Source organism: Tsukamurella sp. 1534, assembly GCF_000312385.1.
Lineage (GTDB): Bacteria > Actinomycetota > Actinomycetes > Mycobacteriales > Mycobacteriaceae > Tsukamurella.
Genome location: NZ_HE997626.1, coordinates 2,392,405 through 2,419,212, shown reverse-complemented (window position 1 = coordinate 2,419,212; position 26,808 = coordinate 2,392,405). Strand labels below are relative to the sequence as shown.

20 protein-coding genes and 1 pseudogene are annotated in these 26,808 nt (G+C 70.1%); 8 read left to right on the top strand and 13 right to left on the bottom strand.

Features of this window, described 5'->3' with window-relative positions:
• Window positions 1–47: 47 nt before the first annotated feature.
• The 3 genes and pseudogenes from BN39_RS11795 to BN39_RS11785 all read left to right on the top strand — a co-directional run.
• Window positions 48–1,577, top strand: a complete 1,530-nt coding sequence (locus BN39_RS11795; protein ID WP_019202609.1) for a CoA-acylating methylmalonate-semialdehyde dehydrogenase — start codon at window positions 48–50, stop codon at window positions 1,575–1,577.
• A 33-nt stretch (window positions 1,578–1,610) separates the two neighbouring features.
• Window positions 1,611–2,993: an aspartate aminotransferase family protein gene (locus BN39_RS11790; RefSeq protein WP_019202608.1), complete on the top strand. Its 1,383-nt coding sequence runs from the start codon at window positions 1,611–1,613 to the stop codon at window positions 2,991–2,993.
• Window positions 2,994–3,311: 318 nt separating this feature from the next.
• Window positions 3,312–4,607: pseudogene (locus BN39_RS11785) on the top strand (amino acid permease); the annotation flags it as partial.
• A 105-nt stretch (window positions 4,608–4,712) separates the two neighbouring features.
• Here BN39_RS11785 and BN39_RS11780 read toward each other — a convergent pair.
• Together BN39_RS11780 and BN39_RS11775 are read right to left on the bottom strand one after the other, a co-directional pair.
• On the bottom strand, window positions 4,713–6,155 hold the full coding sequence (locus BN39_RS11780) for an acyl-CoA desaturase (RefSeq protein ID WP_019202606.1): 1,443 nt from the start codon (window positions 6,153–6,155) through the stop codon (window positions 4,713–4,715).
• 41 nt (window positions 6,156–6,196) lie between these two features.
• Entirely contained in the window at window positions 6,197–7,483 is a 1,287-nt protein-coding gene (locus BN39_RS11775) for a fatty acid desaturase (RefSeq protein WP_019202605.1), read from the bottom strand.
• A gap of 242 nt (window positions 7,484–7,725) precedes the next feature.
• On the opposite strand from BN39_RS11775, the gene BN39_RS22265 reads away from it, so the two are divergent.
• On the top strand, window positions 7,726–9,726 hold the full coding sequence (locus BN39_RS22265) for an HNH endonuclease signature motif containing protein (RefSeq protein ID WP_051158891.1): 2,001 nt from the start codon (window positions 7,726–7,728) through the stop codon (window positions 9,724–9,726).
• Window positions 9,727–9,749: 23 nt separating this feature from the next.
• Here BN39_RS22265 and BN39_RS11760 read toward each other — a convergent pair whose 3' ends face one another.
• The 5 genes from BN39_RS11760 to BN39_RS11740 all read right to left on the bottom strand — a co-directional run bounded on the left by BN39_RS11760 (window position 9,750) and on the right by BN39_RS11740 (window position 14,939).
• Window positions 9,750–11,009, bottom strand: a complete 1,260-nt coding sequence (locus BN39_RS11760; protein WP_019202604.1) for a fatty acid desaturase — start codon at window positions 11,007–11,009, stop codon at window positions 9,750–9,752.
• A 106-nt stretch (window positions 11,010–11,115) separates the two neighbouring features.
• The gene (locus BN39_RS11755; RefSeq protein WP_019202603.1) at window positions 11,116–12,261 is read right to left on the bottom strand and encodes a ferredoxin reductase; all 1,146 of its coding nucleotides are present in this window, start codon (window positions 12,259–12,261) and stop codon (window positions 11,116–11,118) included.
• Window positions 12,262–12,355: 94 nt separating this feature from the next.
• Window positions 12,356–12,949: a hypothetical protein gene (locus BN39_RS11750; protein WP_019202602.1), complete on the bottom strand. Its 594-nt coding sequence runs from the start codon at window positions 12,947–12,949 to the stop codon at window positions 12,356–12,358.
• A gap of 22 nt (window positions 12,950–12,971) precedes the next feature.
• Window positions 12,972–13,535 (bottom strand): hypothetical protein, encoded by a 564-nt coding sequence (locus tag BN39_RS11745; RefSeq protein ID WP_019202601.1) that lies wholly within the window; start codon window positions 13,533–13,535, stop codon window positions 12,972–12,974.
• A complete protein-coding gene (locus tag BN39_RS11740; protein WP_019202600.1) occupies window positions 13,536–14,939 on the bottom strand; it encodes a wax ester/triacylglycerol synthase family O-acyltransferase in 1,404 nt (467 codons plus the stop codon).
• A gap of 117 nt (window positions 14,940–15,056) precedes the next feature.
• Between BN39_RS11740 and BN39_RS22260 the strand changes: the two genes are divergently transcribed.
• Together BN39_RS22260 and BN39_RS11730 are read left to right on the top strand one after the other, a co-directional pair.
• Window positions 15,057–15,602, top strand: coding sequence for an Rv3235 family protein (locus BN39_RS22260; protein ID WP_019202599.1), 546 nt, complete (start codon window positions 15,057–15,059; stop codon window positions 15,600–15,602).
• Between the two features lie 88 nt (window positions 15,603–15,690).
• Window positions 15,691–16,371, top strand: a complete 681-nt coding sequence (locus BN39_RS11730; protein WP_040767672.1) for a 1-acyl-sn-glycerol-3-phosphate acyltransferase — start codon at window positions 15,691–15,693, stop codon at window positions 16,369–16,371.
• Between the two features lie 26 nt (window positions 16,372–16,397).
• On the opposite strand, the gene secA is transcribed toward BN39_RS11730, so the two are convergent.
• The 6 genes from secA to mtrA form a co-directional block, all read right to left on the bottom strand.
• The gene (secA, locus tag BN39_RS11725) at window positions 16,398–19,112 is read right to left on the bottom strand and encodes a preprotein translocase subunit SecA (protein ID WP_040766210.1); all 2,715 of its coding nucleotides are present in this window, start codon (window positions 19,110–19,112) and stop codon (window positions 16,398–16,400) included.
• An 87-nt stretch (window positions 19,113–19,199) separates the two neighbouring features.
• Window positions 19,200–19,925 carry a ribosome hibernation-promoting factor, HPF/YfiA family gene (hpf, locus tag BN39_RS11720; protein WP_019202596.1) on the bottom strand — a complete coding sequence of 242 codons (726 nt, stop codon included), beginning with the start codon at window positions 19,923–19,925 and terminating at the stop codon, window positions 19,200–19,202.
• Between the two features lie 228 nt (window positions 19,926–20,153).
• Window positions 20,154–20,837 (bottom strand): ComF family protein, encoded by a 684-nt coding sequence (locus tag BN39_RS11715; RefSeq protein WP_019202595.1) that lies wholly within the window; start codon window positions 20,835–20,837, stop codon window positions 20,154–20,156.
• Between the two features lie 104 nt (window positions 20,838–20,941).
• Window positions 20,942–22,750 carry an MtrAB system accessory lipoprotein LpqB gene (gene lpqB, locus BN39_RS11710; RefSeq protein ID WP_019202594.1) on the bottom strand — a complete coding sequence of 603 codons (1,809 nt, stop codon included), beginning with the start codon at window positions 22,748–22,750 and terminating at the stop codon, window positions 20,942–20,944.
• Window positions 22,737–24,368: an MtrAB system histidine kinase MtrB gene (mtrB, locus tag BN39_RS11705; RefSeq protein WP_237741688.1), complete on the bottom strand. Its 1,632-nt coding sequence runs from the start codon at window positions 24,366–24,368 to the stop codon at window positions 22,737–22,739. The genes lpqB and mtrB overlap by 14 nt, the downstream gene beginning before the upstream one ends.
• A 53-nt stretch (window positions 24,369–24,421) precedes the next feature.
• Window positions 24,422–25,108 carry an MtrAB system response regulator MtrA gene (mtrA, locus tag BN39_RS11700; protein WP_192814848.1) on the bottom strand — a complete coding sequence of 229 codons (687 nt, stop codon included), beginning with the start codon at window positions 25,106–25,108 and terminating at the stop codon, window positions 24,422–24,424.
• Window positions 25,109–25,160: 52 nt separating this feature from the next.
• Here mtrA and BN39_RS11695 point away from each other — a divergent pair, with 52 nt between their 5' ends.
• Both BN39_RS11695 and BN39_RS11690 read left to right on the top strand, forming a co-directional pair.
• A complete protein-coding gene (locus BN39_RS11695; RefSeq protein WP_019202591.1) occupies window positions 25,161–25,808 on the top strand; it encodes a dTMP kinase in 648 nt (215 codons plus the stop codon).
• Window positions 25,809–25,915: 107 nt separating this feature from the next.
• Window positions 25,916–26,808, top strand: an 893-nt coding sequence (locus BN39_RS11690) for a lytic transglycosylase domain-containing protein (protein WP_019202590.1), incomplete at its 3' end; no start/stop codon positions are given.

Below are 26,808 nucleotides of genomic sequence, written 5' to 3'. Positions count from 1 at the left end.
CGGATCGTCGCGGAATCCGCCCTCCCGCGGCCCCCATCCTGAGATGCATGACCACCACCGAGATCAGCACCACGACCATCGCCCACTGGGTGGCCGGCACCGACTTCCCCGGCGCCTCCGGCCGCTACGCACCCGTGACCAACCCCGCCACCGGTGCCGTCACGGGCGACGTGGCCCTCGCCGGCGTCGACGACACCCGTGCCGCCGTCGACGCCGCGCGCGCCGCGTTCCCCGCCTGGCGCGACACCTCGCTCGCCAAGCGCACCGCGATCATGTTCGCGTTCCGCGAGATCCTCAACGCCCGCCGCGACGAGCTCGCCGAGATCCTCACCGCCGAGCACGGCAAGGTGCACTCCGACGCCCTCGGCGAGGTGATGCGCGGCCAGGAGGTCGTCGAATTCGCCTGCGGCATGAACCATCTGCTCAAGGGCGGGATGAGCGAGAACGTCTCGACGATGGTCGACGTCTCGTCCATCCGCCAGCCCCTGGGCCCCGTGGCGATCATCTCGCCGTTCAACTTCCCCGCCATGGTGCCGCTGTGGTTCTTCCCGCTCGCGATCATGGCCGGGAACACCGTGGTGCTCAAGCCGTCCGAGAAGGACCCGTCCGCCTCCCTGTGGATCGCCCGCGCGCTCGCCGAGGCCGGCCTGCCCGAGGGCGTGTTCAACGTGGTCCAGGGCGATAAGACCGCCGTGGACGAGCTGCTGGTGAACCCCGGCATCAAGGCCGTCTCGTTCGTGGGCTCCACCCCGATCGCCGAGTACGTCTACCGCACCGGCACCGCGCACGGGAAGCGCGTGCAGGCGCTGGGCGGCGCGAAGAACCACGCCATCGTGCTCCCGGACGCCGACCTCGACCTGGCCGCCGACGCCATGGTGAACGCGGGCTTCGGCTCCGCCGGCGAGCGCTGCATGGCCGTCTCGGCGCTGGTCGCCGTGGGCGACATCGCCGACGAACTGGTGGCCAAGATCGCCGAGCGCGCCCGCGGCCTGGTGACCGGCCAGGGCACCGGCGCCGCCGATATGGGCCCGCTCGTGACGGCCGCCCACCGCGACAAGGTGGCCTCCTACATCGACGCGGGCGAGGCCGCGGGCGCCACCGTCGTGGTCGACGGCCGCACCGTGGCGCCGGCCGCCGGTCCCGGCACCGAATCCATCGCCGACGGCTTCTGGGTGGGCCCGACGCTGCTCGACGACGTGCGCACCGACATGAGCGTCTACACCGACGAGATCTTCGGCCCCGTCCTCTCCGTGCTCCGCGTGGAGACCTACGAGGAGGCGCTCGCGCTCATCAACGACAACCCGTACGGCAACGGCACGGCGATCTTCACCGCCGACGGCGGCGCCGCGCGGCGCTTCCAGAACGAGGTGGAGGTCGGCATGGTCGGCATCAACGTGCCGATCCCGGTTCCCACGGCCTTCTACTCGTTCGGCGGCTGGAAGGCCTCGCTGTTCGGCGACACCCACGCCTACGGCACCGAGGGCGTGCACTTCTTCACCCGCGGCAAGGTGGTGACCACCCGCTGGCAGGACCCGGCGAACCGCGGCATCAACCTCGGCTTCCCGCAGAACGTCTGACCCCCGTCCGCACGAATCGATAGGAGAACCGTCATGACCGGACTTCCGGGCGGCGCCTCGCTCGAGGCCGCCGTCGCCGACGGTGCGCGGGCCCACCGGCTCGACCGCGCGCACGTGTTCCACTCCTGGTCCGCCCAGGCCCAGATCGACCCGATGCCGATCATCGCGGCCGAGGGCTCCTACGTGTGGGACGGCGAGGGCAACCGGCTGCTGGACTTCTCGTCGCAGCTCGTCAACACCAATGTGGGACATCAGCATCCCGCGGTGGTGGCGGCGATCGCGGAGCAGGCGGCGACGCTGTGCACCATCGCGCCGCAGTACGCCAACGGCGCCCGCAGCGAGGCCGCCCGGCTCATCGCCGAACGCACCCCGGGCGACCTGAACAAGGTGTTCTTCACCAACGGGGGTGCCGACGCCAACGAGCACGCCGTGCGCATGGCACGGCTGCACACCGGCCGGCACAAGGTGCTCTCGCGGTACCGGAGCTACCACGGCGGAACGGATCTCGCGATCAACCTGACCGGCGACCCCCGCCGGTTCGCGAGCGACCGGAGCGCCGCGGGCGTGATCCACTTCGACGGGCCGTTCCTGTACCGCTCCGTGTTCCACTCCGAGACGCAGGAACAGGAGTGCGAGCGCGCGCTGGAGGAGCTGCGGCGCGTGATCGAGCTGGAGGGTCCGTCGACGATCGCCGCGGTCGTGCTCGAATCCATCCCCGGCACCGCGGGAATCATGATCCCGCCGCCCGGCTACCTGGCCGGGGTGCGGGAGCTGTGCACCGAGTTCGGCATCGTCATGATCGCCGACGAGGTGATGGCCGGGTTCGGCCGCGCGGGGCGGTGGTTCGCGGTCGAGCACGCGGACACCGCTGCGGGGCCGGTGATCCCGGACCTGATCACCTTCGCGAAGGGCGTGAACTCCGGGTACGTGCCGCTGGGCGGCGTGGCGATCGGCGAGCGGATCGCGGCGACGTTCGCCGACCGCCCCTACCCGGGCGGGCTCACCTACTCGGGCCACCCGCTCGCCACGGCCGCCGCCGTCGCCACCATCGAGGCGATGGAGTCGGAGGACATGGTGGGCAACGCATCCCGCATCGGCGCGGACGTGATCGGGCCGGCGCTGGTGGAGATGGCGGCGAAGCACCCGTCGATCGGCGAGGTGCGCGGCACGGGCGTGTTCTGGGCGATCGAGCTGGTGCGCGACCGCGCGACCCGCGAGCCGCTCGCCCCGTACGGCGGCTCCAGCCCCGCCATGACGGAGACGCTCGCCGCGTGCAAGAAGGGCGGGCTGCTGCCGTTCGCGAACTTCAACCGGATCCACGTGGTGCCGCCGTGCAACGTGTCCGCCGCGGAGGCGCGCGAGGGCCTGGAGATCCTCGACGACGCGCTCAGCACGGCCGACGCCCACACGGTGTAGCCCGCGCCCTCCCCTCGAAGCCCCGGCGGTCCGCGGACCGTCGGGGCTTCGTCGTGCCCGACGCGGCCCGGGGGCTCGGCTCGGCCCGGGCCTCGGCGCGGCACCCCGCTTGACGATCTGTATCGAACAAGCACCCATCCCTGACACTCCGTCGGCTACGAAAAGGGCTTTCGCGCGACACCCTGGACATCGGATCGTGTGATCCGCATCACGACGTCGACGCTCGCGCCCCCACCGGCCGGCGTCCCGCACCAACCGGAGGTTCCCGTGGGCCAACCCCCCGCATTGAAGAAGGCCCTGAGCGAGCGCCAGCTCAGGATGATCGCGATCGGCGGCGTGATCGGCGCCGGTCTGTTCGTCGGATCCGGCGTCGTCATCAAGGGCACCGGCCCGGGCGCGTTCATCACCTACGGCCTCGCCGGCGTCCTGGTCATCATGATCATGCGGATGCTCGCCGAGATGGCCGTCTCCAACCCGTCCACCGGATCGTTCTCGGACTACTCGCGCGCCGCGCTCGGGGACTGGGCGGGATTCTCCACGGGGTGGCTCTACTGGTACTTCTGGGTGGTCGTAGTCGGCTTCGAGGCGATCGCCGGCGCGAAGATCATCCAGCTGTGGATCCCCGGGGCGCCGCTGTGGCTGACATCGGCGATCCTGCTCGCGCTGATGACCGTGACCAACCTGCTGTCGGTGTCCGCGTTCGGCGAGTTCGAGTTCTGGTTCGCGGGCCTCAAGGTCGCGGCGATCATCGCGTTCCTCGTGCTGGGCGGCTGCTTCGTGTTCGGGCTGTGGCCGAACAAGTCGATGGACCTGTCGAACCTCACCGACCACGGCGGCTTCTTCCCGCTGGGCGTCGGCGCGGTCACCGTGGGCGTGGTGACCGTGATCTTCTCGATGATGGGCGCCGAGATCGCGACCATCGCGGCCGCAGAATCCGAGAACCCGCAGAAGGCCGTTGCGCGCGCGGCGAATTCGGTGATCGTGCGCATCGCCGTGTTCTTCGTGGGCTCCGCGTTCCTGCTCACCTGCATCCTTCCGTGGAACGGCCCGGAGCTGGCCGCGTCGCCGTTCGTCTCCGCCTTCGAGGCCATGGGGATCCCCTACGCGCAGCACATCATGAACGCCGTGGTGCTCACCGCGGTGTTGAGCTGCCTGAACTCCGGCATGTACAGCGCGTCCCGGATGCTGTTCGTGCTCGCCGCGCGCCGTGAGGCGCCGCCCGCCCTGATGAAGCTCGCCGGGAACGGGGTGCCGGTGCGCGCGATCCTCGCGTCCTCGGTGATCGGCTTCCTGTGCGTGATCGCGGCCGCGTTCTGGGAGAGCACGATCTTCACGTTCCTGCTCAACTCGTCGGGCGCGGTGATCATCTTCGTCTACCTGCTGATCGCGATCTCGCAGACCGTCCTCCGGTTCCGCAACGGCGCGGAGGGGCTGAGCGTGAAGATGTGGCTGTTCCCGGTGCTGTCGCTGGCCACCATCGTCGCGATGATCGTGGTGCTGGTGCAGATGTACATCGACGGGTCGACGCGCTCGCAGCTGCTGCTCAGCCTGGGCGCGTGGGCCGTGATCCTCGGGCTGTTCTTCGTCAACCGCTGGTTCGTCGCCTCCCGCCCCGGCATCCCCGCGCCGGAGGAGGAGACGGCCGAGCCCGTGGGCTGACGGCACCGTCGTCCCGGCCGGGGTGTCACCCGGCCGGGTGACGTGTCCGCTCCGCGGAGGTCAGCCCGCGGTGCGCCCCGCGCGGCCGCGGCGGCGGCCGGCGCGGCGGGCGCGCTTGTCCTCCACCTTGCGGCGGGCGGCCTCGGCGATGGCGCTGCGCAGGCCCACGCGCTGCACCTCCTGCTGCGCCGCGTGCGCCGCCTCCTGCGCGTGCACGAGGCGGTCGTGCGCGTTCACCTGCGCGTGGGCGAGCCGCTCGTGGGCGTTCTCCTGCGCGTGCACCAGGCGCTCGTGCGCGTTCTCCTGCGCGTGCAGCAGCCGCTCGTGCGCGGCCTCCTGGGCCAGCGCGATGCGCTCCCGGACGCCGTTGAACCGCAGTTCGGACGCGGTCTCGGGGGCGTCGTCGGACGTCGCGCGAAGCCAGCGGTCCGGCAGGGACAGCTTGGCGATGGTGCGCTGGGAGAGGTAGTACTGCTTGAGCAGCGGGCCCTCCGTGTACGGGAGGTCGTACTTCTCGCAGATCTCGCGGACCCGCACCGCGACGTCGGCCAGCCGGTTGGACGGCAGGTCCGGGAACATGTGGTGCTCGATCTGGTAGCTCAGGTTCCCCGTCATGAAGTCCATCGCGCGGCCGCCCGAGATGTTGGCGCTGCCGAGCATCTGCCGCAGGTACCACTCGCCCGGCGTCTCGTCCACGATCGACTCCGTGGTGAACTTCTCCGCACCGTCGGGAAAGTGCCCGCAGAAGATGACCACGTAGGTCCACACGTTCCGGATCACGTTGGCCGTGAGGTTCGCCGAGAGCGTGCGGCCGAACGAGCCCCCCACGGCCTTGCTGATCACCGGGTAGATCACGAAATCCTTACCCAGCTGGCGCGCGGCCTTGATCCCCATCTCGCGCAGCTGCCTGCGCGTCTGCGGCCAGGGCTTGTTACCGGCGATCGCCTCGGCCAGCTCGATGTCGTGCAGGGCGATGCCCCACTCGAAGGTGAGCCCGAGGAACAGGTTGTTGAGGAACTGCGCGGACCGCTTGGCCTCCCACTCCTCGTCCCGCGTCACGCGGAGCACGCCGTAGCCCACGTCGAGGTCCTTGCCCACGACGTTGGTGTACTTGTGGTGCAGGAAGTTGTGCGAGTGCTTCCAGTGCGCGGACGGGCACGCCATGTCCCACTCCCACGTCGTGGAGTGGATCTCCGGGTCGTTCATCCAGTCCCACTGGCCGTGGATGATGTTGTGCCCGAGCTCCATGTTCTCGATGATCTTGGCGACGCCGAGCATGCCCGCACCCGCGGCCCACATCCAGCGGTTCTTGGAACCGAGCAGCGTGAGCCGGCCCGACGCCTCCAGCACGCGCTGCGCGCGGATCACGCCGCGGATGTACCTGGCGTCACGGTCCCCGAGGGAGGACTCCACGTCGGAACGGATCGCGTCGAGCTCCCGAGCGAGTTGCTCGATGTCGGCGTCGTCGAGGTGGGCGTATTCGCCGACATCAGAGATGGCCACGTGTCTAAGGCTACGCGTGTATGCAGCGAGAAGCCCGGCGGCTACTTGCTGGCGGCCAGCTCTTCGACGTGGCTGCGCAGGCCACGACGCGTACCGTCGGCATCGATCTCGCCCCTGACCACGGTGGTCACGCCCGACTCGTCGTAGAAGCGCTTGTTCGAGTGGGTCTCGGGCGCGTCGTCGACGGTGGCCTTCAGGTACTTGTCCGGCAGCGACAGCTTGATGATGGTGCGCCACGACTCGGCGTACTGGCGCCAGATGGAGCCGGTGTTGTACGGCAGGTCGTACTTCTCGCAGATCTCCTGCACGCGCGAGGCGAGGTAGTTGTACCGGTTCGACGGGAGGTCGGGGTACAGGTGGTGCTCGATCTGCCGGCCGAGGTGCCCCGACATGAAGTGCAGCGCGTTGCTGCCCTCGAAGTTGGCGGTGCCCAGCATCTGGCGCAGGTACCACTCGGACAGCGTCTCGTTGTCGATGTCCTCGATGGTGAACTTCTCCGCGTCGTCCGGGAAGTGGCCGCAGAAGATGGTCATGTGGTCCCACACGTCGCGCACCGTGTTGGCGACGTAGTTGGCCGACGCGGCCTTCTTGTAGCCGCGGGCGCCGGTGAACGGGACGGCCATGGCCGGGAACAGGACGTAGTCCTTCGCGGTCTGCTTACCGATCTTGGTGAGGACGATCTTCAGCCGGCGACGGAACTCGGGCCAGTCGTACTCGGCGTACTGCTCGCCGCCGTTGAGTGCCGCCTTCATGGCGTTCATCAGCTCGAGGTGCTGGACGGCCTTGCCGTACTGGAATCCCGTCGCGAGGATGACGTTGTACACCGGGTTGAACAGCATGTACGGCTCCCACGGCTGATCGCGCGTGACGCGCAGGATGCCGTAGCCGATGTCGTCGTCCATATCGGTGACGTTGGTGTACTTGTGGTGCATGTAGTTGTGGGTGTGCCGCCAGAACTTGCCGTCGGAGGCGCTGTCCCACTCCCAGTTGGCCGAGTGGATCTCCGGATCGTTCATCCAGTCCCACTGGCCGTGCATGATGTTGTGGCCGAGCTCGTTGTTCTCGATGACCTTGGCGTACGAGAGGCACGCGGCGGAGGCGGCCCACGCGGCCTTGCCCTTCCAGCCCTTCATGCCCGCGCCGAGACCGAAGACGCGGCCGGCGGTCTCGGCGATGCGCTGGCTCTTGATCACGCGGCGGATGTACTTGGCGTCCTCCTCGCCGCGGCTCTCCTCGATCTCACGACGCAGCGCGTCCAACTCTGCACCGAGCGCCTCGATATCGGCGTCGGTTAGGTGCGCGTACTCCGCGATGTCAGTGATAGCCACGAGGCGATCCCCAATCGGTCAGACCGCGCACGGCGCGGCCTCTAGAACAGAACCATTCAAATGTAGCAGGCCCGTGGGACGAAATCACGAATCTTGTCCCAGCGGAGGCGCACGTCACAGAACCGCCGCCCGCGGCCGCCGCGGCGCGCGGCGCCGATCCACCGATGATACCCGCCGCGACGTGCGAAAACTCAGCACATGTTGTGCAGCTATGTTCGAGAAAGAAGAGTATTATCGAATGCATGAGCACATCAGGTGATGCATTCGAACTCGGGAGGGCGGTCCACCGGCCGCTACCGCCCGAGTTCGCGGGCGTCGCCGAGCTGGACGCGGGCGCGTTGCTGGCCGACCTCCGTGACGTCATGGTCGAGGCCAACCGGCTCGAAGCCCGCAAACACGCCGTGCTCTCCCAGCTGTTCGCCGTCAGTGACGATGCCCGACGATGCCGTACCGAGTCCGACCGCCGGTTCGTCGGGGATTGGGACGAGTTGGTCGCGGAGGTGGGTGCGGTGCTGCAGGTGGGGCGGGGCGGCGCCTCGGCGGCGGTGCATCGTGGTCTGGATCTGCGGGAGCGGTTGCCCCGTGTGTTCGCGGTCTGCGCCACCGGCGTGGTGACGAACCAGCAGCTGTACGCGGTGTTGCGGTATGCGTCGGCGATCATCGACGATCGCGTGCTCCACGAGTTCGACGTCCGCATGGCCGCCTGGCTCGCGGGTACGCTCACCGATCCGGATGTCGCGGTGACCGCGGCGGCGGTGGAGGAGGCCGCGAAGCAGATCCTGGTGCGGATCGACATCGATGCCGTGCCGCAGGTTCCGGAGAAGAAGCCCCGCTTCGGGATCGACATGCATGCGCGGGCGGACGGCACGGTCGATGTCGAAGCGATCATCCCGAAGGCGGACGGGATCCGGTTCGCCGGTTTGCTTGCGGACATGCTGAAGACCACCTGCCGGAAGGATCCGCGCACGCTGGGTGAGCGGCAGGTCGCCGCGCATGCGGCGTTGATCGAGGGCTACGAGACCCTCGGCTGCCAATGCTCCGACGATGCCTGCCGGTTCAAGGAACGCAAACCCCGCACGGCGGCCGTGGCATCGGAAGTGAAAGCCCTGGCACTGATCCTCCTCAACGAATCCGACCTCCGCCCACCGGATGCCGCCGCAGCCGAACCCCAGCCCGCCGCCACTGCTGCGGTCGATGGCGTGATCACCCTGTTCGACGAGCCATCCGCCACCGAAGACACCTCCGATGCGGACGACGGATCCGTAACCGAGGACATCGTCTCCGGCGACTCGGGTACGTCTCCCGCGGTATCTCCGCCGGACTCGCCTGCATCTCCCGCGGCGTCTCCGCCGACTTCGCCTGCGGCGCATGAATCTCGCGGGTCGACCGACCCCGGGCTGCCTCCTGAGCCGGCATCCTCGGACTCGTCGGGCGCGGCGTATGTGGTGTGCGACGAACTCGGGATCTCCGGGCCGGTCACCGCGGAGCAGGCGAACGATCTGATCGCCGAGTGCGACACCACCATCCGGGCCCTCGGCAAACGCGACCCCGCCACCGGCGATATCCACATCACCGGAGCGTCCGGGTACACACCCACCCAATATCAACTCCTGGTGATGCGGTTGACGTATCCGACGTGCGTGTTCCCCGGCTGCAGCGTGCCGTCCACCCGTTGCCAGGCCGACCACGTCGCCGAATACGACCACAAGAATCCAGCCCGCGGCGGCCGGACAACGGTCGGCGGGAAACACGGCCCCGGGAACCTGGTACCGCTCTGCGGATTCCACCATCGCATCAAAACCGAAACCGGATGGCTGTCCGACATCCTCGACGACGGCACCGTCGAATGGCACCACCCTGCCGGCGGTATCTGGCTCACCCCACCCGGCGCCGCCCACGACATCCTCCCCGGTCTCGGGAAGCTGATCTGGGACCCCCTGCCCGAATCGAGTCAGAAGAGCCGCCTCAGCCGGAGACCCTCGACACCCACGCCGAACACCGCGCCCAACAACGCCGCGACGAACGCACCCGCAACCGCCGCATCCGACTCGAGAAGGCCAAGAAACGCGCCGAAGAACGACTACGGAAGGAACTGGAACGCCAACGCAAGCAAGCCGAGGAACAGGGCGTCGAATTCGTCCCGAACACCGAACCCGAACCCCCGCCCTTCTAGTGCGGGACCCACGACGGGGAGCACGGACCGCCTGATCCCGACGGTCACGGGCGGTCCTGGACGTCGGTGACGTCGCCGATCAGATCAACAGGCTCAGGCGCGGCGGCGGCGCGCCGCGTGCACGGCGGCGCGGGCCGCCTTGAGGCCGAATCGCCGGCCGGTCCCCTCGTCGACCCGCGGCTGGGCGTATTCGGTGCCCGCGAACATCGCCTCGCTCGCCGTCTCCGGCGCGTCGTCGGCGGTGTCGCGCAGGTACTTGTCCGGCAGCGACAGCTTGGCGATGGTCCGCCAGGACTTGTAGTACTGCACGTGCAGCGGGCCGATGGTGTACGGCAGGTCGTACTTCTCGCACAGCGCACGCACGCGAACGCCGATCTCCGCCAACCGGTTCGACGGCAGGTCCGGGAACAGGTGGTGCTCGATCTGGTAGCTCAGGTTGCCCGAGAGGAAGTCGATCACGGGGCCGCCCGAGAGGTTGGCGCTGCCCAGCATCTGGCGCAGGTACCACTCGGCCTGGGTCTCGTTGTCCACGTCCTGCTTGGTGAACTTCTCGGCACCGTCGGGGAAGTGCCCGCAGAAGATGACCGCGTTGGTCCACACGTTGCGGATCACGTTCGCCGTCAGGGTGGCGGTGAGGGCCTTGCGCCAGCCGCGCTTGCCGCCCAACGGGATTCCCACGACGGGCGCCGCCACGTAGTCCTTGAGCACCTGCCGGCCGATCTTACGGCCCACGTCCGAGGCGTCGGCCTTGAACTTCTCCTGGTCGTACCAGGGCTTGTTCCACTTCTGCACCGCGCGGCCGATCTCCAGGTGCTGGATGGCCACGCCGTACTCGAACAGCATCATGAGAAGCGTGTTGTAGACCAGGTTTCCGGCGTTGAACGGGGTCCACGGCTGATCGCGGGTGACCCGGAGCGTCTTGTAGCCCACGTCGTCGTCCATGTCGAGGACGTTGGTGTACTTGTGGTGCACGTAGTTGTGGGTGTGCTTCCACAGCCGCGAGGTGCCGGCGTTGTCCCACTCCCACGTGGTCGAGTGGACCTCCGGATCGTTCATCCAGTCCCACTGCCCGTGCATGATGTTGTGCCCGAGCTCCATGTTCTCGACGATCTTCGCGACGCCGAGCGACACCGCCGAGCCCCACCAGAATCCGCGCTTGTGCGCGCCGAGCAGCATCAGCCGGCCGGCCACCTCGAGGCCCCGCTGGGCGGCGATGGTGCGCTGCAGGTAGCGCACGTCCGCCTCGCCGCGGACCGCCTCGATGTCGCGCCGGATGGCGTCGAGCTCGGCGCCCAGGGTCTCGACGTCGGCCTCGGTGAGGTGCGCGTACTCGGGGATGTCGGTGATCGCCATGCGGGGCCGTCCTTCGTGGTCGGTCTCAGATCCGTCTAACCTACGCAACCGTAAGTTACGGCCTCGTAGGTTGTCAACGGATGTGACGAACCCCAGGTCAGATGACCTAAACGTCGAGTGTGCAATCCCCCACCGCGACGGAGATGCAGGTCTGGATGCGCTCCCCCTCGGTGTGCAGGTCGCCGCTGCGAAGATCGCGCACCTGGCCGTCGGCCAGCTGCACCACACAGGTCTGGCAGATGCCCATCCGGCAACCGAACGGCATCTGCACGCCCGCGGCCTCTCCGGCCTCCAGGAGGGTGGTGGCACCGTCGACCTCGGTGGTCTTGCCGGCCTTGAGGAAGGTGACGTCGCCGCCCGACGCCGAGACGTCGGCGCGCTCCACAGTGAACCGCTCCTGGTGCAGGCGCGACTCGATGCCGCGGTCCTTCCAGGCGGTCTCCATGTCGTTGAGGAAGACGCCGGGCCCGCAGATCCAGGTCTGCCGGTCCTGCCAGTCCGGGACGGCCTCGCCGATGTTCTCCGGGGTCAGCCGACCCACGTCGCGCGTGTAGCGCAGCTGCACGTGCACGTTCGGGTGGTTCGCGTCGAACGCCTCCAGTTCGTCGCGGAACAGCGCGGACTCGGCGTTCGGAGCCGAGTGCACGGCGATGACGTCGGTGGACGCGGGGATGCCGCGCCGCTCCAGCGTGCGCAGCATGGCCATGACGGGCGTGATACCGCTGCCCGCGGTGAGGAACAGGACCTTCGGAGGTAGGGGGTTCGGGAGCGTGAAATCGCCCGACGGTGCCTGCAGGCGCACGATCGTGCCCTCGGAGACGCCGCTGACCAGATGGTTCGAGAGGAAGCCCTCCGACATCGCCTTGACGGTGATCGACACCAAGCGCGGGCCGCGTCCGTGCCCCATGTCCGGCACGGACGTCAGGGAGTACGAGCGCCACGTCCACTTGCCGCCCACCAGGACGCCGATGCCCACGTACTGGCCGGCCTCGTACTTGGTGTTGAAGCCCCAGCCGGTCTCGATGGTGAGGGTGACCGACTCGTCGGTCTCCTGCTGCACCTTGACGATCTTGCCGCGCAGCTCGCGCGCCGACCACAGGGGATTGATCAGGTGCAGGTAGTCGTCGGGGAGCAGCGGGGTGGTCAGCCGCGCCACGGCGCCACGCACCAGGTTGGTGCGCGGATGCTCGGCGGACACGTTCTTGGCCGGGGCCTCGAGCCAATCACGGAGGGCGCGGAATGAATTGCTCATGCAGCTGAGACTAGATCGCCGCCACCCGATGGGACAATTCCAGTGAACTTGTCCCACGATCTTCGCCCCACCTCGGCGCCCGCCGTCCGGGCCCTCAGCCGCCCGGCGCGGGCGACGGCACGGCCGACGGTGCGGTCGCCGGCGCCGGCTGCTGCGGCCCCGACGAGAGCATCGACGTGAGCGGCGATCCCACGCCGGTGATGATCCAGTCGCGGCTGCGGTCGAGCGTGATCGTGTACACCGTCTCGCCGGGGTCGCGGCCCGCGCCGCGCACCGTCGACCTCTCCACCCCCAGGTAGACGCTCACGGTGAACACGTCCCCGTCCACGGACGTCGTCACCGCGTCGTCGAGGGTGGCCGTCGAAACCCACTGCATCGGCTGCAGGACCTGGTTCATGGTGCCGACCGCGGCCTCGAGCCTCGCCTTGAGTTCGGGCGTCACGCCCGCGACCATCGCAGCGCGCCACGGCGCCGGGTCGCGGTAGTCGATCGTCGCCACCGCCACGGCGTAATCGGCCGCCACCTGCTCGGCCCGCGCCCTGTCGGCCGCGTCCCGCTCGAGCCCGTCGAGCTCGGTCCGGCTCCCGTTCCACAGGACCGCGAACAGGATCGACAGCGCGAGCAGGCCCGTCACCACGGCGGTGACCACGACGGTGGTGAACACCCTGGGCTGTGTGGAGGCGGTCACCGCAGGAGAGCCCAACGCCCGCTCAGAGAAGCTCGAGCAGGAACGGCAGCTCCTGGGTGGCGTACCAGGCGAGATCGTGGTCCTCCGCATCGCCCACCGCGAGCTCCGCGTCCTCGTCGCCCAGATCGGCCGCGTCCACCAGTTGCGCGGCGCGGGTCACCGCGTCCTCGGCCTCGGAGACGTCCACGTGCACCGCGATCACGTCCTGCAGCCGGATCGGCTCGGTCACCTTGAGCACCGCGTCGTCGAGGTCGGGACGCTCCTTCGCGGCGGCCACGTCGGCGGTGATCACCACGCGGCGGATCGGATCGGGCTCGGCCCCAGCCGCATCCGGCCCCTCCGTGCCGGAAACATCGGGCGCACCGTCGGATTCGTCGTCCGCGTCGACGGACAGCAGACGCAGCGAGGCCCTGGCCGCGTGCCGCATCGCGGCCTCGGCGAGCTCCTCGTCGTCACCCGAGGTGTACGCCTCCCGCAGGGTGGGAGTCACCCCGAAGACGGTGCCGCCCAACGGGAACAGCACACCGTCGGCCTGCAGGGCCTGCAACCCGGCGAGCGTGGAGGGCACGAACACCCGGACCGTCATCTACTCCCCTTTCGCGGACGCCGCGAGCTCGTCGAGCGCCTCGTACAAGAACTCGGTCATGGAGATCACGTCCCACATCCCGTCCCGGTCCGCATTGAGACCGATGTACACCTTTCCGTTGTACGACGTGATCCCGATGGACACCACCTGGTTCGCGATGAGCGGAGCCACGGGGTACACGTGCAGCACCTCGGCGCCCGCGAGATACACCGGCGCCTGCGGGCCCGGCGCGTTGGTGACGAGGATGTTGAACGAGCGCGGCGACACGCTCATCGCCGTCCGGGCGCCCAACGCGTGCAGCGTGGTCGGGGTGAACCCACCGCTCGTCGCCAGCGCTCGCGCCGCCACCTGCCGGTTGCGATCCACCTGCGCGGCCGCGGCGTGCGCGATCTGCCGCATCCGGACCACCGCGTTGCCCTCGGCGACCGGCAGCCGCACGACGTACGCGCGCACCTGCTCCCCCACGCCCAGGCCCACGTCGTCCACGGCGATCGGCTCCAACACCCGTACCTCGGTGCCCGCGCTGATCGGCTCGCCGCGCGAGATCAGCCAGGTGCGCAGGCCGCCCGCGACCACCGACAGCAGCAGGTCGTTCACCGTGCAGCCGAACGCCGCGCGCAGCCGCCGGAACTCCGCGAGATCCATCGACGCCACCGCGAACCGCCGGCTGCGCGAGATGGGCACGTTGAGCGAGCGCACCGGGGCCACCGCCGTACGGGCCCGCACCAGGCTGGACGCGCGCTCGATCACGTCGGCCGCGTTCTCCTGCAGGCCCGTGATCGACTCGGCGACCTCACCGACCATGCCCTGGATCATCGACGCCGTGCGCTTGGGCCGGGACAGCATGTCGATGACCGCGCCCATCACCAGCTCCCCGTCGCTGGGCTCGTGCTGCCCCATCCACAGGTCGTCCGGCGGCTCCGGCCGCCGCGGCTCGGACGTGAGCAGCAGCTGCATCAGGTCCACGTTGGCACGGCCGTCGACCAGCGCGAGATGGGTCTTGGTGAACACCGCGATCCGGTCCTCGGCCAGCCCCTCGATGAGGTAGACCTCCCACAGCGGACGCTCCTTGTCGAGCGGACGCGAGTTCAGGCGCGCCACCAGGTCGTGCAGCTGATCGTCGCTGCCCGGCTGGGGCACCGCGGACACCCGCACGTGATAGGTGATGTCGAAGTCGCGGTCCTCCACCCACACCGGGCGCGCGATCCCCAGGGGCACGCTCCGCACCTTCTGCCGGTACCGCGGCACCTCCGCCAGCCGCTCCTCGATGGTGGCCAGCAGCTCCTCGTGGCTGAGCCCCTCGGCGGGACGCCGCAGCACGGCGAGCGTGCCCACGTGCGTCGGTGTCGTGGAGTCCTCGAGCGCGTAGAACTCCGCGTCGGATTGGCCGAGCCTGCCCTTCACTGCACCTCCCCCGCGCGATCCGTTTCTGCGCCAGCATACGGGATGCACTCCCCGGCCGAATCCCGCGCGATCGCGGATCCGACGGATCCTGACGCCGCTCTGATGCGTCTAACGAGTATGGGGGCAACGAACATCGCGCCGCAGGCGCACAACGGGTTCACCATCCTGAGGGCGCCGTGCGCGGAACCCGCGACGCGGCCGCTCGCGCGGGACCGGCAGGCGTGGTCGGCGCCGCCCGTGCCCGTGATCGCGCCGCCGCCCGACGGCGCACCGTCGGACCCGCGGGACCTGCCCGGCCCGATCACCGCGGTCCACCCCGACGCGCACCGCTTCGTGCTGTCCACGCTGCGGCCCGTGTTCGAGGTGCTGGACCGGCGGCGGCCCGCCAAACACCTCACCGCGATCTGCACCAGCACGGTGGTCGACGTGCTCCGCGCCCTGGCCGACGCGGGCCCACCCGCAACCGTGACCACGTGGGGCCGGGTGCACGTCGCGGCGCCCCGCGCCCTGCCCGCCCGGCAGCGCCCTCGGCGCGGCGATCCGCAGGTCGCGGCCGAGATCTTCCTCACCTACAGCCGGGGCGACCGGGTGCTCGCCGCGGCCGGGCGGGTGGAGTCGACCGCCGGAGGGTGGCGGTGGGTCGCGTTCACGACGGCCGCCTGACGATGCGCGTCCGACCGGTATGCGCAACCCCGGTGAGAGGTTCCGCGAATCCGCGAACGCGCGGCCCCGGGCGCGGTACACATTCAGCATGTCCCTGACTTCCCTGCGTGCCGCGTTCCGCTACCGGGTGGCCCGGCACCTGCTGATCGGCCCTGCCCTGCAGGCCTGGGGCCGCCCCGCCATCACCGGAGGGGGCCACATCCCCCGCACCGGCGGCGTGATCCTCGCGGCGAACCACCTCGCGATCTCGGACTCGTTCTACGTGGTCCTGGCGGCTCGCCGGCCCGTGAGCTTCCTGGCGAAGGCCGACTACTTCACCGAACCGGGGCTCAAGGGCCGGTTCAAGAAGGTCTTCTTCTCCGGGATGGGGCAGATCCCCGTCGACCGGCGCGGCGGATCCGTCTCCGCGCCCGCGCTCGAGGCCGCCACGAAGATCGTCGAGGAGGGCGGCGCGTGGGGCATCCACCCGGAGGGCACCCGCTCCCCCGACGGCCGCATCTACAAGGGCAAGACCGGTGCCGTCCGGGTGGCCCTGGCCACCGGGACCCCGATCATCCCCATCGCGCTCACCGGCACCGACCACCGCGACCGGACCAACTTCCACCAGAGCCGCGTCACGGTGCAGGTGCTGCCGCCGCTGGACATCTCCGACGCCAGCCTCGACGACGAGGCCTCCGTCCGGCGCGCGACCGATCGCCTCATGGACGTGATCGCCGAACGCACCGGCCAGGAACGCGTCCCCGAATACGCCAAGAAGGGCGGCAAGTAGCCGCCCTTCCCGAGACTCCGTCGTGACTAGCCGCGGCGGTGCTTGGCCTTGCGGTCCGCGTCGCGCTTGGCGGCGCGGCGCTCGGCACGGGTGCCCTGCGGCTCGTCGGCGGTCTGCGCGATCTCCGTGGCCGCGCCCGACTCGGACGGGCCCGACAGCGTCATCTGCTCCGGCGTCGGCTCGGGCAGCGGGCTCGACAGCGCCGCCCCGCCCTCGGCGGCGGCGCCCTCCTCGGGCTCCTGCACCTGCACCTTGAACAGCGTGGAGACCGACTCCTCCTTGAGGCCCTCGAGCATGCCGTTGAACATGTCGTAGCCCTCGCGCTGGTACTCGACCACCGGGTCGCGCTGCGCGATCTGGCGCAGGCCGATGCCCTCCTTGAGGTAGTCCATCTCGTAGAGGTGCTCGCGCCACTTCTGATCCAGCACGGACAGCAGCACCGAGCGCTCGACCTGACGCATCGTGCCCTCGCCGGCCGCGACCTCCACGGACTCCTGGTGCTTGTCGTACGCCTCGTGGATGTCCTTGAGCAGGACGTCCTTGAGCTCGGCGCTGGTGATCTCGTCGCGGTCGCCGTTCTCGTCCTCGCCGACGACCTTCTTCCAGTCGAGCTGGATCGGGTACAGCGTCTTGAGCGCGGTCCACAGCTCCTCGAGGTCCCAGTCCTCCACGTAGCCCGTCGAGGTGGCGCCGTCCACGTACGCGGAGACCACGTCGTCGGTCATGTGGTTGACCTGGTCGAACAGGTCCTCGCCGCGCAGGATCTTACGACGCTCGTCGTAGATGACCTTGCGCTGCTCGTTCTGCACGTCGTCGTACTTGAGGACGTTCTTGCGGACCTCGAAGTTCTGCTGCTCGACCTGGGTCTGCGCACTGCGGATGGCGCGGGAGACGAACTTGTTGTCGATCGGCACGTCGTCGGGCAGGCTCACCCGGTTCATCCACGCCTCGATCTGGGCGCCGTTGAAGCGCCGCATCAACTCGTCACCGAGGCTGAGGTAGAACCGGGACTCCCCCGGATCGCCCTGGCGACCCGAGCGGCCGCGCAGCTGGTTGTCGATCCGGCGCGACTCGTGGCGCTCCGTGCCGAGCACGTACAGGCCGCCGGCGTCGCGGACCTTGTCGCCCGCGGCCTTGGACGCCGTCTTGACCTTCTCGATGGTCTCGTCCCACGCAGCCTCGTACTCCTCCGCCGTCTCCACCGGATCCAGGCCGCGGTCACGCAGCTCCAGGTCGGCGAGGATGTCCGGGTTGCCGCCGAGCACCACGTCGGTACCGCGGCCGGCCATGTTGGTGGCCACCGTGACGGCGCCGGGCGTGCCGGCCTTCGCGATGATCGCCGCCTCCTGCTCGTGGAACTTGGCGTTCAGCACGGTGTGCGGGATCTTCTTCTTCTCGAGCTGCCGCGACAGGTACTCGGACCGCTCGACCGAGGTGGTGCCGATGAGCACCGGCTGGCCCTTCTCGTGCCGCTCGGCGATGTCGTCGACGATCGCCGCGAACTTCGCCTCCTCGGTCTTGTAGATGAGGTCCGTCTGGTCCTTGCGGATCATCGGCTTGTTCGTGGGGATCGGCACCACGCCCAGCTTGTAGATCTGGTGCAGCTCCGCGGCCTCGGTCTCGGCCGTACCGGTCATACCCGCGAGCTTGTCGTAGAGACGGAAGTAGTTCTGCAGGGTGATCGTGGCGAGGGTCTGGTTCTCCGCCTGGATCTCCACGGCCTCCTTCGCCTCGAGCGCCTGGTGCATGCCCTCGTTGAAGCGGCGGCCGGGAAGCACACGGCCCGTGAACTCGTCGACGATGAGCACCTCGCCCGAGCGCACGATGTAGTCCTTGTCGCGCTCGTAGAGCTCCTTCGCCTTGATGGCGTTGTTGAGGTAGCTCACCAGCAGCGAGTTCTGCGCGTCGTAGAGGTTCTCGATGCCCAGCTGATCCTCGACCAGCTCGACGCCCTCCTCGTTCACGCCGATCGTCTTCTTCCGGATGTCCACCTCGTAGTGGGTGTCCTTCTCCATCAGCGGAACGATGCGCGCGAACTCCGTGTACCACTTGCTGGAGGCGTCCGCGGGGCCCGAGATGATGAGCGGCGTACGGGCCTCGTCGATGAGGATCGAGTCCACCTCGTCGACGATGGCGTAGTTGTGACCGCGCTGCACCAGCTCCTCGGTGCTGTGCGCCATGTTGTCACGCAGGTAGTCGAAGCCGAACTCGTTGTTCGTGCCGTAGGTGATGTCCGCCGCGTAGGCCACCCGCCGGCGGTCCGGATCCTGGCCCGCCAGAATGCAGTCCACCTCGAGGCCCAGGAAGCGGTGCACGCGGCCCATCCAATCCGCGTCGCGCTTGGCGAGGTAGTCGTTCGTCGTGACCAGGTGCACCCCGTCGCCGGACAGCGCGTTGAGGTAGGCGGCCATCACCGAGGTCAGGGTCTTGCCCTCACCGGTCTTCATCTCCGCGATGTCGCCGTGGTGCAGCGCGCCCGCGCCCATGATCTGCACGTGGTACGGCTTCTGGCCCAGCACGCGCCACGACGCCTCACGGGCCGCGGCGAACGCCTCGGGGAGGATGTCGTCGAGGGTCTCGCCCTTCTCCAGGCGCGCACGGAAGTCGTCCGTCTTCGCCCGGAGCTGCTCGTCCGTCAGGGCCCCGTACTCGTCCTCCATGCCCTCCACGTAGGAGGCAAGGCCGTCGAGCCGCTTGACCACCCGGCCCTCGCCGAACCGCAGCACCTTGGAAAGAACCACTGAGCAACCTCAATCTTGTACGCGAACGATCTACACAACAGATCCCGGCCGCCGTGACGGCGACCGGGATCCATCGTAGGCGAAACGTCAGGTCAGGCGGAGGAGGCCGTAGTCGAACGCCTTCCGCCGGTACACCACGGACGGCTTCTCGGTCTCCTTGTCGAAGAACAGGAAGAAGTCGTGGCCCACCAGCTCCATCTGGTACAGCGCGTCGTCGACCGTCATCGGCGCACCCGGGTGATCCTTGATGCGCACGATCTGCCCGGGCTGGTGATCCTCGACGTACGCGGCGTACGGATCCGCGTCCTCGCCGGACTCGACCGGCGCGTCGGGCAGGGCCGACGGTGCCGTCGCCTCCGCCACCGACACCGGCCGGTGGTTGCCGTAGTGCACCTTCTTCCTGTCGGCGGCCTTGCGCAGGCGGCTCTGCAGGCGGCTCAGCGCCGTCTCGAAGGCCGCGTAGAAGTTGTCCGCGGACGCCTCGGCCCGGGCGACGCCGCCCTTGCCGCGGACCGTGAGCTCCAGCCGCTGGCAGTTCTTCAACTGCCGCCGGTTCGGCTCGTGGAACAGGCTGACCTCGAACATCGTGATGGTGGTGCGGTACCGCTCCAGTCGGGCGAGCTTGTCCTCCAGGTAGGCGCGGAAGTGCGCGGGCACCTCCACGTTGCGGCCGTCGACGGCCACCGGAGCGTGGGGGGAGAGGAGTTCCTTGTCGCGCTCGTCGGCCAGGTGGCCGGGTTCGCGGAAGGGGTCGACTTCGACTGTGGGGGTCGCATTGGCGCGGTTCGTATCACGCGGAGACAGAAGGGTCATGTGAAACCTTTCGTGCGGCCCTCGCGAGGCACTCGTTCGCGGATCACCAGTCCGAACGTGGTCAGACGCGCTTCGAGCAAGGGCTTGGATTCGAACGCCGGGCGGACTGCGCGGCGCCAGGAGGGTGTGACATCACCTCCGATCCTGCGAGCCGGGAAAGGTACCACCGAACATAGCCCGGACCGCACGAGCCCGCCAGGATTTCGTCCCTGTGAGTTCACTGCGACGTCACGCCGCGGCCACCGTCAGCGCAGCGGCGACCGCCACGCCCCGCCGGGCCAGGGCCGCCACGGACTCCGCGAGCGTCGCGCCCGTGGTCACCACGTCGTCGACCAGGACGACGGCCCCCGGCGCGGGCAGCGACCGCACCCGCACCGTCCCGCGCGCGTTCCGGGCCCGCGCCCCCGCGCCCAGGCCCACGGACACCGCGGCGTGCACCGAGCGCAGGACCGGCGACACCGCCACGGGGCACACCGGCGCCGCGGTCCGCGCCGCGGACCGGCACACGGCGGTCACCACGTCGCCACCGCGACGGCGCGCGGCCCACGCCGTCGTGGGGGCCGGCACCAGGGTCACGGCCGCACCGTCCACCTCGCCCCACGCCCGCAGGTGCAGCACGGCGTGCGCCACCGCCCGGCCCAGCGGGACCGCCAGGTCTCCCCTGCCCCGCTCCTTGAGCTGCAGCACCGCGCGGCGCCGCGCACCGTCGTACCGGCCCAGCGTCCACACGGGCACCCCGGTCTCCACGGTCGTCCGGATCCGGGCCGGCACGTCGTGCAACGCCGCCTCGCAGCGCCCGCACCAGCGCACCCCCGGCGCGCCGCAGCCGCCGCACGTGCGCGGCACCGCCAGATCGACGAGGTCGTCGACGCCACCGATGATCCCCTTGATCGTCCCCCGAGCGATCCCCACGCATCGAGTATTCCGCTCCGACCACGACCGGGTGGGCGAAACCGCGCGGAGCAGCGACTGCCGAGGTCACCGGCGCGCAGCTGTGGACCCGGAACGTCGAGCGCCTATCCCGGCAGCACCGGATTCGCCCGGCCCCCGGCCAGCGGATCCACCTGGTTCCAGTACGGGGTGCCCACCTCGGGCCCGACGCCGATGTCCCACACCCCCGACGTGTCCGTGGCGTAGATCGTGTTCGCCGAGGCCGCGATGTTGGTGACCGGCGGCGACAGGTTGCGGCTGGGCAGCGGCGCCGCGTCCCCCGAGTCGTAGTGCACCGTGAGCACCGGCGAATCGGTGGTATTGCGGCCCACCACGAACGAGTCGCCCGTCTGCCAGTCCACCGACGACGCCACCAGCTCGCGGTCGGTGACCACCGGCTGCACCCGCACGACGCGGGTCTGGCCCGTCGGCAGCGTCACCACGACACCCACCACGACCTTGCCGCCCACGACCATCGCCACCCGCACGCCGTCGCGGGACAGCCGCAGCTCCGTGATCGGCCCCGGGGCGACGGCACCGACCTCCGCGGTGTCCACGTCCGTGGTGCTGACCTCCCCCGTCGACTGGTCCTGCCGCAGCCGGACCACGCGCGCACCGTCGAGCACCGTCCAGACGGTGGCCTCGTCGGGCATCCACGACGGCCGCGTCATGGTTCCCGCCGAGAGCACCTGGTTGGGCACCCCGCCGTACGGGCCGATCGACAGCGACGTGCCGGGGCCGCCGCGGGCCCCCGTGTCCTGCACCGCCGCGACCTGCCTGCCCGACGCCGACAGGCCCACCGAGCGGACCGTCGTCGCGGCGCCCAGCGGACCGGCGACGGACGTCACCTGCTGGCCGGCGACCTTGACGAACCTGCCGTCGAGCACACCGTGCAGGCCCACCGCGAGATCCGACGAGGAGTTCGGGCTGGTCGACGCGACGTCGTTGGCGTTCCAGCCCGACGCGTGCTTGTCGTCGAGCGGAGTCCCGTCGACGGTGATCACGTACGGGCCCTGCACGTCGGCGCCCGCGAGCGTCCACACCACCTGGCCCGCGAGCAGCTTGGCCGCGTCCGGGTCGACGTGCGGCACCCCGGTGAAGTCCACCCGCACGCCGGCGAAGCCGACACCCGGGTCGCGCTGCTCGCCCTGCGCGTCGGTGACCGAGCCGCGCACCGCCGCGTTGCTGCCGAACGGCGTGAACACGGCGTCCTTGAGGGTCTCCCGCGGACCCCGGACCAGCAGCATCAGCAGATCGGCGGCCAACTTCGAGCGCGGGCTGGCGAGCCAGCGCGCGTCCGGGACGAGGGTGCGGCCCGTCGGGTCCGGGAAGTACAGCACGTGGCGCTTGTACACGTCGCGGAACTGGTCCACGTCGATCATCCGCAGCTGGACGTCGCCCGCCTTCGTGGTCACCGCGCTGAGCCCCTGCACCCGCCACTGGCCGTTGTCCATCACCAGCTGCACGGCCTGGGTCACCGACTGCGCGGTCGGCTCGAAGGTGCCGTCCGCGCCGAAGAAGCCCGTGGCCTGCGCGCGGATGGTCAGCTTCATCATCGCGTCCGTGCGCTCGGTGGGGATCACGTCGATGTTCTTGACCACGATGGCCGGCGTGGGCACCTGCCAGCCCGCCGCGCCTGCCTGCAGCACGAACTTGCGGGACGCGGCGTAGTTGTTGTCGGCCAGCGCGTTCGCCTTGAGGAAATCGCGGACGATCAGCTCGGGCGCCGCGTCCCGTCGCGGCCCGACGTTCTGCGCGGGCGACGGATCGCCACCCAGGTCCGGTACCACCTTCGGGCTGGTCGAATCGGGGATCGTCGCGCACCCCGCAAGCACGACGGTCATCGCCACGAACGCGGCCAGCAGCGCGCAGATGCGCCGTTCACGCATCGGCATCGGAATCCCCTTCCTCCCGGGCGGCCGCCGCACGGGCCGCGCCGCGGAACGTGGGCTTGAGCGGCAACGGGCTGACCAGAACCTTGTGCCCGCGCTTGCGGGGCAGGGTGAGCCGGAAACAGGAGCCGTGGCCCGGGTCGCCCCACGCCTCGAGGCGGCCGTTGTGCAACCGGGCGTCCTCGATGCTGATCGCGAGGCCCAGGCCCGTGCCACCGGAACGGCGCACGCGCGACGGGTCCGAGCGCCAGAACCGGTTGAACACCAGCTTCTCCTCGCCCGGGCGCAGGCCCACGCCGTAGTCGCGGACCGTCACCGCGACCGCGTCGTCGTCGGCCCGCATGGTGAGGATCACCGGCTTGCCCTCGCTGTGGTCGATGGCGTTGGCCAACAGGTTGCGCAGCACCCGCTCGACGCGGCGGGTGTCCGCCTCCAGGACCACCGGGTCGTCCGGCAGGTCGACGATGAGCTCGGTCCCGGTCTCCTCCGCGATGTGCCGGACCGTCGACACGGCGGACGCGATCGGCACCGCGACGTCGATCTGCTCGGCGTGCAGCTCGGCGACGCCCGCGTCGTGCCGGGAGATCTCCAGCAGCTCCGCGAGCAGCGTCTCGAACCGGTCCAGCTCGGTGACCATGAGCTCCGTGGTGCGGCGCAGCCCCGGGTCCAGCTCGTCGGCGGAGTCGGCGATCATGTCCGCCGCCATCCGCACCGTGGTCAACGGCGTGCGCAGCTCGTGCGAGACGTCCGAGGTGAACTGGCGTTGCAGGTTGCCGAACTCCTCCAGCTGGTTGATCTGCTTGGACAGCGATTCGGCCATGTCGTTGAAGCTCATGGCCAGGCGCGCGATGTCGTCCTCGCCGCGCACCGGCATGCGCTCCTTGAGCCGGCCCTCCGCGAACCGCACGGCGATCCGCGCCGCCGACCGGACCGGCAGCACCACCTGCCGCGCGACCAGCATGCTCACCGCGGCCAGCAGCACCAGCAGCACCGCGGCGCCGGTGAGCAGGGTCCGCTGCATCAGCCGCAGCGTGTCCTCCTCCTGGGTCAGGGGGAACACCAGGTACAGCTCCAGGCCCTGCACCGCGGACTGCACCGGCGTGCCGATCACGAGCACCTTGCCGTACCGGCCGGTGCTGTCGGTGACCGAGGCGTGCTGATAGGCCGTCTGCCCGCTCCGCACGAACGTCTGCAACGACTGCGGCACCTCGCTCTCCGCGCCGATCACCGTGGGCGGGCGGCCCGCGCCGTGCGGGACGATGAGCACCGGGTCGTAGTTGCCCGAGCGGGCCGTCGAGGTGCCCGAGTCGAGGCCCTGCGAGACCAGGCTCGACTTCACGCTCCGCAGCGTGGCCTCCACCCCGTCGTTGCGGGGCTCCGCACGGCTCAGCGCGATCTCGACGTTCTGCTTGACCCGCGCCGTCTCCTCCTCGCCCGCGGCCAGCTTGGCCTGGATCAGCTGGTTCGCGATCTGCGAGGTGAGCACGAACCCCAGGAGCAGCAGCACCGTCAGGCTCAGGGCCAGGGTCGACGTGACCACCCGCAGCTGCAGCGAACGCCGCCACAGCTGCCCGACCCAGGTGGCGCCGAGGCCCACCAGCCGGGCCCCGTCCCGCAGCAGATCCGCGGGTTCCCGCTGCCGGAGCCGCCGCAGCGCGACGCGGGCGTCATCGATCACGCCGGACCGGCCTTGTAGCCGACCCCTCTCAGCGTGAGCACGATCTCCGGGTTCTCCGGATCCTTCTCGATCTTCGCTCGAAGACGCTGGATGTGGACGTTGACGAGGCGCGTGTCCGCGGGATGCCGGTAGCCCCACACCTGCTCGAGCAGCACGTCGCGGGTGAACACCTGACGCGGCTTGCGGGCCATGGTGACCAGCAGGTCGAACTCGGTGGGCGTGAGGGAGATGAGCTCCCCGTCGCGGGTGACCTTGTGCGCGGGTACGTCGATGATCACGTTGCCGATGGACAGCAGCTCGCCGGGCTCGTCGGCGGTGCGGCGCAGCCGGGCGCGCACCCGGGCCACCAGCTCCTTCGGCTTGAACGGCTTGATCACGTAGTCGTCCGCGCCGGACTCCAGCCCCAGCACCACGTCCACCGTGTCGGCCTTCGCCGTGAGCATGACGATGGGGACCGACGAATCCGCGCGCAGCACGCGGCACACGTCGATGCCGTTCATGCCCGGCAGCATGAGGTCGAGCAGCACCAGATCGGGCCGGAACTCGCGCGCGGCGCTCAGCGCCTGCGTGCCGTCGCCGACGACCATGGAGTCGAAGCCCTCGTTGCGCAGCACGATGGTGAGCATCTCTGCCAGCGCGGGATCGTCGTCGATCACCAGGATGCGGGGTTTCATGCCGTCCATATTGTCACTGCGGACGAGGTTCCCGCCCGTACGACACCTATCATCGACTGTCATGTCGACACTCGTGGCGGTCGAGGGGCTCGACGGCGCCGGCAAGAACACCCTGACCCGCGCGGTCACGGAACGGCTCACCGGCCGCGGCCTGACGGTGGCCGCGCTCGCCTTCCCGCGGTACGGCCGGTCCGTGCACGCCGACCTCGCGGCCGAGGCCCTGCGCGGCGGCCACGGCGACGCGACGGCCTCCGTGTACGGGATGGGGCTGCTGTTCGCCCTGGACCGACGGGACGCCGCCGGCGAGATCCGCGATCTGCTCGACGCCCACGACGTGGTGCTGCTGGACCGGTACGCCGCGTCCTCGGCGGCGTACAGCGCGGCGCGGCTCGGCGAGGGGGCCGACGGCGCCGCCGCCGCGTGGGTCCGCGACCTGGAGTTCGGCCGGTTCGCGCTGCCGGTCCCCGACCTGCAGGTGTACCTCGACGTGCCGGTGGCGCTCGCCGCGGAGCGGGCGCGGTCCAGGGAGGCGGGCGACGCGTCGCGGGCCCGCGACGCCTACGAGCGGGACGCCGGCCTGCAGACCCGGACGGGCGCGGTGTACGCGGGCCTGGCCGCCGCCGAGTGGGTCTCCCCGTGGCGCGTGCACGCCGCCGACGAGGCGCCGGGGACGCTGGCCGACGCGGTCGCGGACCTTGCATCCGCGTAGCGATCCTGAATAACACCTTTGATATTCACTGAAGTCCCACACGCACCGGGGCTCCTGCGCAGTAACGTCCGCCACGGAAACTGACTCGTCAGTAACGGGGAGGACCTGTGCGACTGTTCGGCGCCACCGCGGCCGCGACCGGCGCTGCCGCGCTGCTGCTCGGTGTGTCCGGGGCGGACGGCGCACCGTCGGGCCCCGGCACCGCTCCCCGGCCCTCCGGCCCCGAGCTCGTGGCGCAGGCGCCCATGGGCGTCGCCGGGATCCGGCCACCGGCACCGTCGAACGCCGCTCCCCCGCCCCGCGCGCGTCACGTCCCCATCCCGCCGCGGCCCGAGGCGGTCAAGGTGGCGCCCGGGCCGCTCGGCATCCCCGGCGCCGCGTACGCCGCCTACAAGGCCGCCGCCGACCGGATGGCCCTCGAGGCCCCGTCGTGCGGGATCGAATGGAACCTGGTCGCCGCGATCGGCCGCATCGAATCCGGCCACGCCGACGGCGGCAACGTGGACGCCTCCGGCCTCACCCTGACCCCCATCGAGGGCCCGGTGCTCGACGGTTCGCTCGCCGGCAACGCCGTGATCCGCGACGGCGCCGGATTCGCCCGCGCCATGGGACCCATGCAGTTCCTCACCACCACCTGGTCGCTGTTCGGCGGCGACAACAACGGCGACGGCCGCGCCGACGTCAACAACGTCCGCGACGCCGCCTACGGCGCCGCCCGCTACCTGTGCTCTAGCTCCTCCGGCCTCGAATCCGAATCCGGGCAACGGGTCGCGGTGTTCGCCTACAACCAGTCGAACTCCTACGTCGACAACGTCGTGGCCTGGTCCAAGGCCTACCGCGACCGGGCAATCCCCGTCGGCGGCATCCCGGACATGGACGCCCCCGTCGCGCCGCCCAAGGAGCTGCCGAAGCCGCTGCCGCCCGGCCGGGTGGTCGTGGTCGGGTGCGGCACGCCCGACGGTGCGCGCGCCCCCGGCCGGCCCGGGGCCCCCGTCGCCTC

Coding starts and splice junctions, on each gene's coding strand:
- BN39_RS11795 (WP_019202609.1), top strand. CDS start 48: ATGACCACCACCGAGATCAGCACCACGACCATCGCCCACTGGGTGGCC.
- BN39_RS11790 (WP_019202608.1), top strand. CDS start 1,611: ATGACCGGACTTCCGGGCGGCGCCTCGCTCGAGGCCGCCGTCGCCGAC.
- BN39_RS22265 (WP_051158891.1), top strand. CDS start 7,726: ATGAGCACATCAGGTGATGCATTCGAACTCGGGAGGGCGGTCCACCGG.
- BN39_RS11760 (WP_019202604.1), bottom strand. CDS start 11,009: ATGGCGATCACCGACATCCCCGAGTACGCGCACCTCACCGAGGCCGAC.
- BN39_RS11755 (WP_019202603.1), bottom strand. CDS start 12,261: ATGAGCAATTCATTCCGCGCCCTCCGTGATTGGCTCGAGGCCCCGGCC.
- BN39_RS11745 (WP_019202601.1), bottom strand. CDS start 13,535: ATGACGGTCCGGGTGTTCGTGCCCTCCACGCTCGCCGGGTTGCAGGCC.
- BN39_RS22260 (WP_019202599.1), top strand. CDS start 15,057: ATGGGGGCAACGAACATCGCGCCGCAGGCGCACAACGGGTTCACCATC.
- BN39_RS11730 (WP_040767672.1), top strand. CDS start 15,691: ATGTCCCTGACTTCCCTGCGTGCCGCGTTCCGCTACCGGGTGGCCCGG.
- hpf (WP_019202596.1), bottom strand. CDS start 19,925: ATGACCCTTCTGTCTCCGCGTGATACGAACCGCGCCAATGCGACCCCC.
- lpqB (WP_019202594.1), bottom strand. CDS start 22,750: ATGCCGATGCGTGAACGGCGCATCTGCGCGCTGCTGGCCGCGTTCGTG.
- mtrA (WP_192814848.1), bottom strand. CDS start 25,108: ATGGACGGCATGAAACCCCGCATCCTGGTGATCGACGACGATCCCGCG.
- BN39_RS11695 (WP_019202591.1), top strand. CDS start 25,161: ATGTCGACACTCGTGGCGGTCGAGGGGCTCGACGGCGCCGGCAAGAAC.